Annotated in this window: 11 protein-coding genes; 9 read left to right on the top strand and 2 right to left on the bottom strand. The window is 71.2% G+C overall.

The genetic code is table 11. The features are described 5' to 3' along the window. Positions 1 to 63 precede the first annotated feature (63 nt). Positions 64 to 1,800 carry a DNA polymerase/3'-5' exonuclease PolX gene (gene polX / locus CP983_RS38830; RefSeq protein ID WP_150504920.1) on the top strand — a complete coding sequence of 579 codons (1,737 nt, stop codon included), beginning with the start codon at positions 64 to 66 and terminating at the stop codon, positions 1,798 to 1,800. 13 nt (positions 1,801 to 1,813) lie between these two features. Here the strand turns inward: polX and CP983_RS38835 are convergent, their stop codons facing one another. Beyond that, the gene (locus CP983_RS38835; protein ID WP_150504922.1) at positions 1,814 to 2,995 is read right to left on the bottom strand and encodes a flavin-dependent monooxygenase; all 1,182 of its coding nucleotides are present in this window, start codon (positions 2,993 to 2,995) and stop codon (positions 1,814 to 1,816) included. 299 nt (positions 2,996 to 3,294) lie between these two features. Here CP983_RS38835 and CP983_RS38840 point away from each other — a divergent pair, with 299 nt between their 5' ends. The 8 genes from CP983_RS38840 (at position 3,295) to CP983_RS38875 (ending at position 10,440) form a co-directional block, all read left to right on the top strand. Continuing rightward, positions 3,295 to 4,410 carry a Gfo/Idh/MocA family protein gene (locus tag CP983_RS38840; protein WP_150504923.1) on the top strand — a complete coding sequence of 372 codons (1,116 nt, stop codon included), beginning with the start codon at positions 3,295 to 3,297 and terminating at the stop codon, positions 4,408 to 4,410. Beyond that, entirely contained in the window at positions 4,407 to 5,324 is a 918-nt protein-coding gene (locus tag CP983_RS38845; protein ID WP_107911588.1) for a DUF6807 domain-containing protein, read from the top strand. The genes CP983_RS38840 and CP983_RS38845 overlap by 4 nt, the downstream gene beginning before the upstream one ends. A 41-nt stretch (positions 5,325 to 5,365) precedes the next feature. Beyond that, entirely contained in the window at positions 5,366 to 6,118 is a 753-nt protein-coding gene (locus CP983_RS38850; protein WP_150504925.1) for a cupin domain-containing protein, read from the top strand. 80 nt (positions 6,119 to 6,198) lie between these two features. Beyond that, positions 6,199 to 7,482, top strand: a complete 1,284-nt coding sequence (locus tag CP983_RS38855) for an ABC transporter substrate-binding protein (protein ID WP_150504927.1) — start codon at positions 6,199 to 6,201, stop codon at positions 7,480 to 7,482. Further along, positions 7,479 to 8,405, top strand: coding sequence for a carbohydrate ABC transporter permease (locus tag CP983_RS38860; RefSeq protein WP_150504929.1), 927 nt, complete (start codon positions 7,479 to 7,481; stop codon positions 8,403 to 8,405). Before CP983_RS38855 ends, CP983_RS38860 begins: the two co-directional genes overlap by 4 nt. Continuing rightward, complete coding sequence (locus CP983_RS38865) at positions 8,402 to 9,262, top strand: carbohydrate ABC transporter permease (protein WP_107911580.1); 861 nt, start codon at positions 8,402 to 8,404, stop codon at positions 9,260 to 9,262. Before CP983_RS38860 ends, CP983_RS38865 begins: the two co-directional genes overlap by 4 nt. Before the next feature lie 5 nt (positions 9,263 to 9,267). Continuing rightward, positions 9,268 to 9,858, top strand: coding sequence for a hypothetical protein (locus tag CP983_RS38870; RefSeq protein WP_150504931.1), 591 nt, complete (start codon positions 9,268 to 9,270; stop codon positions 9,856 to 9,858). A 129-nt stretch (positions 9,859 to 9,987) separates the two neighbouring features. Continuing rightward, positions 9,988 to 10,440, top strand: coding sequence for a phospholipase (locus tag CP983_RS38875; RefSeq protein ID WP_125529428.1), 453 nt, complete (start codon positions 9,988 to 9,990; stop codon positions 10,438 to 10,440). Positions 10,441 to 10,498: 58 nt separating this feature from the next. On the opposite strand, the gene CP983_RS38880 is transcribed toward CP983_RS38875, so the two are convergent. Continuing rightward, positions 10,499 to 12,754, bottom strand: coding sequence for a heavy metal translocating P-type ATPase (locus tag CP983_RS38880; RefSeq protein WP_150504933.1), 2,256 nt, complete (start codon positions 12,752 to 12,754; stop codon positions 10,499 to 10,501). Positions 12,755 to 12,769 lie beyond the last annotated feature (15 nt).

The raw sequence follows: 12,769 nt of genomic DNA on the forward strand, positions 1-12,769 counted from the left end.
GCGGCGACACGGTCGGCCCGGCCGGGCTCGTCCGGCCGGCCCTCCCGTGCCTACCCTGGAGGCGTGGCACGGTCCAACGACGAGGTCGCCGCACTGCTCCAGGAGTACGCGGACCTGATCTCGATCACCGGCGGAGACGCGTTCAGGACGCGTACCTACGAGAAGGCGGCCCGAGCGATCGGCGGCCACCACGCCGATGTCTCCAAGCTCGACGCCAAAGGCCTCAAGGAGATCCCGAACGTCGGCAAGTCGATCGCCGAGAAGGTCGTCGAGTACTTCGCCACCGGCAGCGTGTCCGCCGTCGAGGAACTGCGCGCGAAGATCCCCGCCGGCGTCCGGCAGCTCACCGCCATCCCCACGCTCGGCCCGAAGAAGGCCCTGGTCCTGTACGAGGAACTCGGCATCTCCACCACCGAGGAACTCGCCGACGCCATCCACGAGGAGCGGCTGCGCGACCTGAAGGGCTTCGGGCCGAAGACCGAGGAGAACATCCTGCACGGCATCGACCTGCTCCGGTCCTCCGGCGACCGGGTCCTGATCGATGTCGCGATGAGCCTCGCCGAGGACATCGTCGCCGGGATGTCGCAGGTCGACGGCGTCGAGCGGTGCGCCTACGCCGGATCGCTGCGCCGCGCCCGCGAGACCATCGGCGACATCGACATCCTGGTCGCGGCGAAGCAGGCGGCGCCCGTCATGCGGGCCTTCACCGAACTGCCGTACGTCTCCGAGGTCATCGCGCACGGACAGAAGAAGACCTCGGTCCGCACCACCAGAGGACTCCAGGTCGACCTGCGTGTCGTGCCGCCGGACTCCTGGGGCGCGGCCATGCAGTACTTCACCGGGTCCAAGGCGCACAACATCCGCACCCGGGAGATGGCCGTCCACCAGAAGCTCAAGCTGTCCGAGTACGGGCTGTTCGACACCGAGACCGGGGAGAGGATCGCCTCCAGGACCGAGGAGGACGTCTACGCCCGCCTCGGCCTGCCGTGGATCCCGCCCACCCTGCGCGAGGACCGGGGCGAGGTCGAGGCCGGGCTGCGCGGAGAGCTGCCCGAGCTGATCCAGGAGAAGGACATCCGCGGCGATCTGCACACCCACACCGACCTCACCGACGGGCTGGCCCCGCTGGAGGAGATGGTCGCCGCGGCCGCCGAGCGCGGCTACGCCTACTACGCCGTCACCGACCACGGCCCCGACATGGCCATGCAGCGCATGACCGACGAACGGATCCTCGCCCAGCGCGAACGCGTCCGCGAACTCGACGAGGAGTACGGCAGGCGCGGCAAGCGCGGCGGCATGCGGGTGCTGCACGGCGCCGAGCTGAACATCGGCCCCGACGGCGAGGTGGACTGGCCCGCGGAGTTCCTCGCCGGCTTCGACCTGTGCGTGGCGTCGGTGCACTCGCACTTCAACCAGGACCGTGAGGCGCTGACCCGGCGCATCGTCAGGGCCTGCGAGAACCCGCACGTCCACATCATCGGCCACCCCACCACCCGCCTCATCGGCAAGCGCCCCGCCATCGACGTCGACCTCGACGCGGTGTTCGCCGCCTGCGCCCGCACCGGCACCGCCCTGGAGATCAACTCCCATCCGGACCGGCTCGACCTGCGCGACGAGGACATCCTGCGGGCCAGGCGGCACGGCGTGAAGTTCGCCGTCGACAGCGACGCGCACGCCGTCGTGCACCTGGCCAACCTGCGCTACGGCGTGGGCACGGCGCAGCGCGGCTGGCTCACCAAGGAGGACGTGATCAACGCCTGGCCGCTGACCCGGCTGCGGCGCTTCCTCGCCAAGGGGTGAACCCGGCGGGGGACTACACGAAGGGCGTGCCCGGGTCGAGTCCCGACAGGACCCGGCCGTGCATCTCCAGGTTGGTGGCGGGATTGACGAACGAGTGCAGGCTCAGGGCGTGCGCGTCGCGCACGGTCCGCTGGATGGGCACGTCCCGGTGCAGGGACGACGCCCCCGAGGCCGAGGCGAGCAGTTCGACGGCCTCCTTGCACAGTCGTACGACATAGCCGCTCTGCGCCCGGATCCTCGTCCGCTCCTCGGGTGTGTACGGCTCACCGGACTCGGCTCGCGACTCGATGACGGCGACGAAGTCGGCGGTCAGCAGCTCGGCGCAGGAGATCTTCATGGCCGCCTCGGCCACCTGGAGGTGGGTGACCGTAGCCTCGTTCTGCCGTTGGTGGAAGGTGTAGGTGATGCCCCGTCGGTGGCTGCGTTCGGTGAACTCCGCCAGGGCGGAGCGGGCCAGACCGAGCGCGTTGGGCGCGGTCCAGGCGCAGAACATCAGCAGGACGGGCATCCGGTAGAACGGATCGTCGGCGTTGGCCTTCGACGGGAACTCGCCCGCCAGCAACGGCCCGACCGGCAGCACCCGGTGCGCCGGGACGACCACGTCGCGCGCGACGACGCTGTTGCTGCCGCTGCCCGCGAGCCCCGACACGTACCAGTCGTCGAGGATCTCCAGCTCCGCCATCGGCACCGCGGTCCACAGCGTCTCGGGCGGCCCCTCGCCGGACTCCGGCGGCACCCGGACCGTCAGCAGATGCCAGTCGGCGTCGTGGCAGCCGGTGGCGAACCCCGAGGTGCCGTTGACGAGGTAGCCGCCGTCCGTCCGGACCGCCGTCGCGTCGGGGATGAGAGTGCCGCCGACCTTCACGTCGGGGCCGGTGAAGATCTCGTCCTGCGCCTCGTCGGGGAAGAGCGCCGCGATGTAGGAGCAGCCGGCCTGGATCATGGTCTTGAACGCGGTCGAGCCGCACGACTCGGCGATCGCGGCGATCGCGTCGATCTGGGTGCACGGCCGGCTCTGGTAACCGCCGTACCGCCGGGGGACGTTCATCCGGTGGACCCCGGCGTCCGTCAATGCCGCGGCGACCTCGGGCACCACCCGCCGCTCCTGCTCGGTGCGCGGGGCGTGCTCCCGTACGAGCGGCCCCAGTGCCCGTACACGGGCGACTAAATCGGTGTCGGTACCAGCTGCTGCCATGGGTGACCTCCCGGGCACGACGAGTCATCACGGTGACGCGGATGCCGCACACTGTCAACGCCGCGTCGCGGAAGCCGAGTTGACCCGTCGCGTGGGTCGCGGCTCTCGGCGATCTTCGCCCGTTTGAGTGAGCGCCGGGCAGGGGAGCGTGCGGAACGTGGGCCGCGCCGAACGGGTTCGGCTTCACTCCCGTCGCCGCAGAGGGGTTGTCCTTACATTCCGTCCCTGCCTAGGGTCGCCCTCGAAGTGCAAGCGCTTTCTGAAGCGGGCTGTCCGCCGGCCGTCCGAGGAGATACCGCATGTCCCCAAGTCCCGCCCGCCGCCGCGTCGCCGTGATCGGCACCGGCGCCATCGTCAGCGGCAGCCACCTCCCCGCGCTGAGATCCCACGCCGACCGGGCGGAGCTGGTCGCCGCCGTCGACGTGGACCCGGCGAGGCTGGCGGCCTTCCGCGAACTCGCGGGCGACGGCGTCACCGGGTACAGCTCGACCGACGAGATGCTGGAGGCCGTACGCCCCGACCTCGTCCTCATCGGCACCCCGCCGTCCCTGCACCGGGAGCAGACGATCGCCGCGCTCGGGGCGGGCGCCTGGGTGCTGTGCGAGAAGCCGCTGTGCCTGTCGCTCGCCGAGTACGACGACATCGCGGCGGCCGAGGAGGCGTCGGGCGCCTACGCGTCGGTGGTCTTCCAGCACCGCTACGGCTCCGGCGCCGTGCACGCCCGCGAGCTGATCGCGAGTGGTGAGCTGGGCGCCCCGCTGGTCGCGCACTGCCAGACGACCTGGCACCGGGACGCCGCCTACTACGCGGTGCCGTGGCGCGGACGGTGGGCCACCGAGGGCGGTGGGCCGACGATGGGGCACGGCATCCACCAGTTCGACCTGCTGCTGCATCTGCTCGGCCCCTGGGTGGAGATACGCGCCATGGCGACGCGGCTGGTCCACGACACCGAGAGCGAGGACGTGTCCACCGCCCTCGTACGGTTCGAGAGCGGCGCCCTCGCCACCGTCGTCAACAGCGTCCTGTCCCCGCACGAGGTCAGCCGCATCCGCGTCGACTGCGCGGACGCCACGGTCGAGCTCACCCACCTCTACGGCCACCGCAACGACGACTGGGTCTACACCCCGGCCCCGCACGTGCCCTCCGAACGGGCCGCCGCCTGGCGCACCCCCGCGGCGGACGTGCCCAGCTCGCACACGGCACAACTGGGCGCCCTCCTGGACGCCCGCGGCAACGGTGTCCGGCCGCCCGGCAGCGGTCCGGACGCCCGGGCCACCCTCGACTTCGCCGCGGCCCTGTACAAGGCCGCGTTCACGGGTCTGCCGGTGCACGCGGGCGAGATCGCGCCCGGCGACCCGTTCTACCCGGCCATGCACGGAGACCACCCCCACTGGGCCCCCAAGGAGCGCGCATGAGCATCCGCGTCACCCACGCGCACGGCGACCACATCGCGGTGACGGCGGCGAACGGCACCGAGATCCTCCGTTACGTCTACCGCCCCGACCCGGCGGCCTTCGAGTCCCGCAAGCCCTACGCGCACCCCGTGCGCACCCTCGCCGGGCACACCGTGACCGGGTACCGGCCCAGCGACCACCGCTGGCACAAGGGTCTCCAGATGACGGCGAGCCATCTGTCCGGCCAGAACTTCTGGGGCGGCAACTGCTATGTGCACGGGCAGGGTTACGTCGCCCTGCCGGAACGGGTCGGCTCCATGCGGCACGACGGCTTCCCGGTGCTCGCCGTGGACGACGACCGGCTCACCGTCGCCGAGGAGCTCACCTGGATCGAGAACGGCGGCGAGGAGTGGGCGCGCGAGATGCGCGGGCTGATCGTCCACTCGGTCGACGAGGAGGCCGGCGCGTGGGCCCTGGACTGGTCGATCCGGCTCACCAACACCCGTGAGGCGCCACTGCGGTTCGGTTCCCCGACCACCGAGGGACGGGAGATGGCCGGCTACACCGGACTCCAGTGGCGCGGCCCCCGCGACTTCACGGGCGGGACCGCCTTCGCCCCGGGATCCGACGCGGACGCCGACAAACTGATGGGCAGCCAGGGCCCTTGGCTGGCTTTCACCACCGAGCACGACGACGTCGACGGACACTCCACGCTCGTGTTCGCGCACGCGCCGGAGAACCTGGAGGCCCTGCACGAGTCGCACTGGTTCGTGCGCGCGGAGCCCATCCCCACGGTGGCGTTCTCCTGGGCGTTCTTCGAGGAGTTCGAGCTGCCGCCGGGGGAGTCCTTCGCCTACCGGTACCGCGTCGTCTTCGCCGACGGGGCGTGGGACCGGGAACGGGTGGCCGCCCACCTGGAGGGAATGCCGTGGTGAAGCCCGGAGGAAAAGCCGTGGTGAAGCCCGGAGGGAGTGTCGTGGGAAAGCCGTACCTGCCGCGTCCGCTGCCCGGCGCCGTCGGCCTGTCCCACCTCAGCGCCTACGACTGGGAGGCCGCGGACGGCGTGTGCGGCGGCAGCCCGCATCTGCATCTGGTGTGCGCCGAGGCGTACGTCGTCACCGGCGGCCGGGGCGCCGTCCAGACGCTCAGCCCCGACGGCTACCGGGACATCCCCCTGGAGCCGGGCTCCGTCGCCTGGTTCACACCCGGCACCGTGCACCGCATGGTGCAGGGCGGCGACCTGCGGATCACCGTGCTGATGCAGAACAGCGGGCTGCCCGAGGCCGGGGACGCCGTCTTCACCTTCCCGCCCGACGTCCTCGCCGATCCCGGGAAGTACGCGGCCGCCGCCGTACTCCCGCCCGGCACGGGCCCGGAGACCGCCGACGCCGCCCGGCGCCGCAGGGACCTCGCCGTCGAGGGCTACCTGGTCCTGCGCGAGGCGCTCATCGCCGGGGACAACGGCCCGTACCTCGAGTTCCAACGCTCCGCGGCCCGCCTCGTGCGTGCCAAGGTGCCCGACTGGCGGGAGCTGTGGCGGGCCGGCGCGCGGGCGGCGGCCGAGCGCACGGGCGCCCAGCTCGACGCGCTGGCGGCCGGCGAGCCGGCGTATCTCGGCGACGCGACCGCGCACGAGGCCGGGCCCACCAGGCTCGGCGGGTTCGGGATGTGCGGCCGCCGGGACGAGTACAACCTGCCGGGGACGACGCTGCCGTACGGCGGCGAATAGCACCGCTTGCTCAAGGGGGGGCACAGGGGGCACAGGGGGGCCGTCAAGAAGAGCCCGAGGAGAAGAGAGGTGACCTCGGCATGCCCGGACACAGGACAAAGGGGTTCTGCGCTTCGGCCGCGGCACTGGCGCTCTGCGCGATGCTGGTGGGCTGCACAGGATCCGGGGAGTCGGTCGGCGGCGGCAAGGTCGTGCTGCGCTACACGTGGTGGGGCAACCCCGACCGCGCGGAGCGCACCGAGCAGGCCCTCGCCCTGTTCGAGAAACAGCACCCCGACATCCAGGTGCAGACGTCGTTCTCGGCCTACGACGCCTACAAGCAGAAGCTCGCCACCCAGGCCGCGGGCGGCGACGCCCCCGACGTGATGCAGCTCGACTACCGCCAGATCGACCAGTACGCCTCCGGTGGGGTCCTGCTCGACCTCGGCGAGCAGAAGGCCGTACTCCGCACCGGCGAGATCGACGCGGGCCTGCTCGCCACCGGCCGGCTGGACGGCACGCAGTACGCCGTCCCGCAGGGCCGCGGCACCGAGACGATCGCCTACGACGTCGAGGGATGGAAGGCGACCGGCGTACCGCTCCCGGACCGGAGCTGGACCTGGAGCGAATGGGCCGACACCATGCGGACCCTGGCGGAGCGGACCGGCAGACCCGGCGCCACCGACCCCGGCCAGAGCGAGGACTGCTTCGAGGTCTGGCTGCGCGGCCGGGGCAAGTCCCTCTACACCGAGGACGGCGGGCTCGGCTTCACCGCCGACGACCTGACCCGCTGGTGGACCTTCACCGACGAGCTGCGGCGCGAGGGCGTCGTCTCGCCGGCCGAGCAGACCACCCAGCTCGACGGCTCCGTCGAGAACACCCCGCTGGGCCGCGGTGAGTCCCTGACCGACGCCAACTGGGACGCGCCGGCCAGCGGTTACCTCGCCCTCATACCGGGCGGGATCGCGCTCGCGCCGATGCCCTCCGGCGAGGACGGCACACCCGGCCAGTACTTCAAGCCGTCGATGTTCCTCGGCGTCGGCGCCGACACCGGCCACCCGGAGGAGGCGGCACGGCTCGTCGACTTCCTCGTCAACGACGAGCAGGCGGCGAAGATCCTCGGCGCCACCCGCGGCATCCCCGTCAACGACTCCGTCCGCAAGGAGATAGAGCCGCGGCTCACCGACTTCGACGGGACGATCGCCGCCTACCAGGCCTCCCTGGAGGGCACCCTCGGAACCCCGCCGCAGGCCCCGCCGTCCGGCGACAACGCCCTGCAGACCACCTTCCAACGCGACTACGACCAGGTGTCGTACGAGCGCATGTCGCCCCGCGAGGCGGCCGAGAACTACGTCACCGAGGCGAAGGCGGAGCTGCGGTCATGACCACCACCCTCATCCCCGCAGGGGCGAAGACCGCGGTGCCCCCGAAGCGCCGACGCGAACGGCAGGGCCCCGCCTGGGTGTTCCTGTCCCCGTGGGTGCTCGGCGCGATCGTCCTGACCCTGCTGCCGATGGCCGTGTCGCTGTACCTGTCCTTCACCGACTACGACCTGTTCAACCCGCCGCGCTGGGTGGGCCTGCGCAACTACGTCCAGATGTTCACCGAGGACCCGCGTTACTGGCGGTCGGTGACGACCACCCTGACGTACGTCGTCATCGCCGTGCCCCTGCAACTCGCGCTCGCCCTGGTCGTCGCGCTCGCCCTGAAGTCCATGAAGCGCGGAAAGGCCTTCTACCGGTCCGCGTTCTACGCCCCCTCGCTGCTCGGCGCGTCGATGTCGATCGCGCTGGTCTGGCGCGCGATCTTCAACGACGGCGGCACCGTGGACAATCTGTTCGGCACCGGCGGCTGGGTGAACCGGCCCGGCTGGGCACTCATCGCCGTGGCGCTGCTGACCGTGTGGCAGTTCGGGGCGCCCATGGTCATCTTCCTCGCCGGACTCCAGCAGATCCCGGCCGAGCTGTACGAGGCGGCGGCCGTCGACGGGGCGGGCAAGTGGCGGCAGTTCCTGTCCGTCACCGTCCCCATGCTGTCCCCGGTCCTGTTCTTCAACCTGGTGCTCCAGACCATCCAGGCGTTCCAGGTCTTCACGCCGGCCTTCGCGATCGGCGCGGGCAAGGGCGGTCCCGCCGACTCGACGCTCGTCTACACGCTCTACCTCTACGACCGCGGCTTCGTCGCCTCCCACATGGGCTACGCCTCCGCCATGGCCTGGGTGCTGCTGATCGTGATCGGCGCCGTCACGGCGGTGCTGTTCCGCACCTCGCGCTCCTGGGTCTTCTACACCTCCGAGGGGGACCGATGACCGTGACCGCACTCACCCGCAAGCCCGTCCGCCGGGGCCGGATCGCCCTGCACCTCGGCTGCCTCGCCGCCCTGCTGGTGATGCTCTATCCGCTGGCCTGGCTGCTGGCCACCTCGCTCAAGCCGGCCGACGAGGTCATCGCGAGCCTCGACCTGCTGCCCGGCCGGCTGGAGTGGTCCAACTACTCGACCGCGCTGGACGGCGTCAACGAAGTCTCCATCTGGCGGCTGCTGGGGAACTCGCTGCTGATCGCGGGCGGCGCCGTCCTCGGCAACGTCGTCAGCTGTTCGCTCGCCGCCTACGCCTTCGCGCGTCTGAGGTTCCGGTTCCGGGGGCCGCTGTTCGCGTTCATGATCGCCACGATCATGCTGCCGCACCACGCGGTGCTGATCCCGCAGTACATCATCTTCAACCAGCTCGGTCTGGTGAACACCTACTGGCCGCTGATCCTGCCGAAGTTCCTGGCGACGGAGGCGTTCTTCGTGTTCCTGATCGTGCAGTTCATGCGCGGTCTGCCGCGCGAGCTGGAGGAGGCCGCCCGCATCGACGGCTGCGGCCCGTTCCGCAGTTTCTTCCAGGTGGTGCTGCCGCTCACCCGGCCCGCGTTGATCACCACGGCGATCTTCACCTTCATCTGGACGTGGAACGACTTCTTCACCCAGCTCATCTACCTCTTCGACCCGGACAAGTTCACGCTCACGCTCGCCCTGCGCTCGTTCGTCGACGCCTCCAGCACCTCGGCGTTCGGCCCGATGTTCGCGCTGTCCGTGATCGCGCTCCTGCCGATCGTGCTGTTCTTCCTCGCTTTCCAGAGGTTCCTGGTGGAGGGCATGGCCGGCTCCGGACTGAAGGGGTGAGCGGGATGCCGGCACGTGAGGCGGGCGAGGTGTTCGGCCCGCGCATGGCCCTGTTCGCCGACGTACTGAGTGTCGGCCTCGCCACCGCGGTGGCCTGTCTGCCCCTGCTGACGGCCCCCGCCGCGCTGTCGACCGCCTGCGCGGTGCTGCGCGGCGCCGGGGAGGGGCGGCCCGCCACGGCCGGGCGGTACTTCGCGCTGCTACGACGACGGCTGCGCACCGGCGACTTCGCGATGGGCGCCCTCGCGGCGGCGGGGGTCCTGCTGCTGGCCGCGGATCTGGCGCTGGCCCGGGCGGGTCTGCCGGGCGGGTCTGCCTTCGCGGTGATCGCCGCCTGCATCGGGGCGTGCGCCATGGTGGCGGGCCTGCGTGCCTGCGCCCGCCCCGAGTCGCTGACCGACTGGCGGGCCGCCCTGCGCCGGGCCGCCCGGGACTGCGTACGGGACTTGGGCGGCAGCGGCCTGGTGCTGCTCGCGTTGGCCACAGCGGTCCTGTGCGCCTGGATGCTGGTGCCGCTCGCGTTCCTCGCCCCGGGTCCGCTGGCCCTGGCGCTGACCGCCGTGGACCTACGGAGGGACGTCGAATTCATCCCCTGATCTCCTCGCATGTCCAAGAGTTAATGGGCAATTGAGGCGCATGCGGTGTGAAAGAGCCGTTCAGGTGTCAATCATCTTGTCATGAACCTGCGGCCCGACGGGCGGGTCGCAGCCTCATGGAGGTGTGGAATGCACCGCAGACTCGCCACCGGTCTTGCCGCCTCAGCCCTCTCCCTCGTGACCGTCGTCGCCACCGCGGCGGCAGCCGACGCTGCCCCCGCCGACAAGCCCCAGGTCCTGTCCAGTTGGACCCAGACCAGCGCGTCCAGCTACAACACCTGGGTCGCCGCCCGCAACAACCAGTCCGCCTGGTCCGCGTACGGGTTCGACTGGTCCACCGACTACTGCTCCTCCTCGCCCGACAACCCCTTCGGCTTCCCCTTCTCCACGTCCTGCGCCCGCCACGACTTCGGCTACCGCAACTACAAGGCCATCGGCGCCTTCGACGCCAACAAGTCCCGTCTGGACAGCGCCTTCTACGAGGATCTCAAGCGTGTGTGCGCGAACTACAGCGGTGCGTCGAAGACCGCGTGCAACAGCACGGCCTGGACGTACTACCAGGCCGTGAAGGCCTTCGGCTGACGAACGAAGTGAAGAGGGCGCCGCTTGTGCGGCGCCCTCTTCACTTGGTCCGGAGTCGTCAGTCCGTGGCCCGGAACGAGCGCAGCCGCAGGGAGTTGCCGACCACGAACACCGAGGAGAAGGCCATGGCCGCCCCGGCGATCATCGGGTTGAGCAGACCGGCCGCGGCGAGCGGCAGCGCGGCGACGTTGTAGGCGAAGGCCCAGAACAGGTTCGACCGGATGGTGCCGAGCGTCCTGCGGGAGAGCCGGATCGCGTCGGCGGCCACGCGCAGGTCGCCGCGGACCAGGGTGAGGTCGCCGGCCTCGATCGCCGCGTCCGTCCCCGTGCCCATCGCCAGCCCCAGGTCCGCCTGGGCCAGGGCGGCCGCGTCGTTGACACCGTCGCCGACCATCGCGACCGAACGGCCCTCGCCCTGAAGGCGCTTGACGACATCGGCCTTGTCCTGCGGCAGCACCTCGGCGATGACGTCCTCGGGCGCGATGCCGACCTCGCGGGCGACGGACCGGGCGACGGCGTCGTTGTCGCCGGTCAGCAGGATCGGGGTGAGACCGAGGGCGCGCAGCCGCCGGATCGCCTCCGGGCTGGTCTCCTTCACCGCGTCGGCGACCTCCAGCACGGCCCGCGCCTCGCCGTCCCAGGCCACCGCGATGGCGGTACGACCGGCCGCCTCGGCGTCGGACTTGGCCTGCCGCAGGGCTTCGGGCAGTTCCATCGCCCACTCTGCGAGCAGCCGTTCCCGGCCCACCAGCACCGCGTGTCCGTCGACGATGCCCTGCACTCCGAGTCCGGGCACGTTGGCGAAGTCCTCGGGTGTGGGCAGCGAACCCAGCTTCTCCAGTGCCCCGTCGGCCACGGCACGGGCGATCGGGTGCTCGGATGCGTGCTCCAACGCGCCCGCGAGGCGCAGGACTTCGGCCTCGTCCGTGCGGTCGGCGAGGTGCACGGCGAGCAGGGTCATGCGCCCGGTGGTCACGGTGCCCGTCTTGTCGAGGACGATGGTGTCGACCTTGCGTGTGGACTCCAGCACCTCCGGGCCCTTGATCAGGATCCCGAGCTGCGCGCCCCGGCCGGTTCCCACCATCAGCGCGGTCGGCGTGGCCAGGCCCAGGGCGCACGGGCAGGCGATGATGAGGACGGCGACCCCGGCGGTGAACGCCGCCGCCGGACCGGCGCCGTTGCCGAGCCAGAAGCCCAGGGTGGCCAGCGCGAGTGCGATCACGATCGGCACGAACACGGCGGAGATCCGGTCGGCGAGCCGCTGTGCCGCGGCCTTGCCGTTCTGCGCGTCCTCCACCAGCTTCGCCATGCGGGCGAGCTGGGTGTCGGCGCCGACCCGGGTCGCCTCGACGACGAGCCGTCCGCCCGCGTTGATCGTCGCCCCGGTGACCGGGGCGCCCTGCGCGACCTCCACCGGCACGGACTCGCCGGTGAGCATGGAGGCGTCCACCGCCGACGAGCCCTCCACGACCGTGCCGTCGGTGGCGATCTTCTCGCCGGGACGTACGAGGAAGCGGTCGCCGACCTTCAACTCCGAGACGGGTACGGTCCGTTCGCGGCCGTCGCCGCCGAGCACGGTCACGTCCTTGGCGCCCAGCTCCAGCAGTGCCTTCAGCGCCGCTCCCGCCTTGCGTTTGGAGCGGGCCTCGAAGTAGCGCCCGGCGAGGATGAACGCGACGACTCCGGCGGCCGCCTCCAGATAGATGTTCCCGGAGCCGTCACCTCGGGCGATGGTCAGCTCGAAGGGGTGCGTCATGCCCGGCTCGCCCGCCGTGCCGAGGAACAGCGCCCACAGGGACCACAGGAACGCGGCGACGGTGCCGACCGAGATCAGCGTGTCCATGGTGGCCGCGCCGTGCCGCAGATTGGTGAACGCGGCCTTGTGGAAGGGCCATCCGGCGTACACCACGACGGGCCCCGCCAGCGTCAGCGACAGCCACTGCCAGTACTCGAACTGGAGCGCCGGGACCATGGCCATCGCGACGACGGGCACGGCCAGCGTCACGGCCGTGATCAACCTCTGCCGCAGCGGCCGCAGTTCGTCGTCCCCGCCGGTGTCCTCGGGCGCGTCCTGGACGGGTGGCGCCGGCTCCCGCGCGGTGTACCCGGTCGCCTCGACGGTGGCGATCAGATCCGGCACGGAGACGTCACCGCCGTAGCTGACCTTCGCCTTCTCGGTGGCGTAGTTGACCGTGGCGGTGACCCCGTCCATGCGGTTGAGCTTCTTCTCGATGCGAGCCGCGCACGAGGCGCAGGTCATGCCGCCGATGGCGAGTTCTACCTCGGTCGTGGGGTCGGACGCGGTGGTGGTCATCGCTGCTCCTCGTGC

The organism is Streptomyces chartreusis, from assembly GCF_008704715.1.
Lineage (GTDB): Bacteria > Actinomycetota > Actinomycetes > Streptomycetales > Streptomycetaceae > Streptomyces > Streptomyces chartreusis.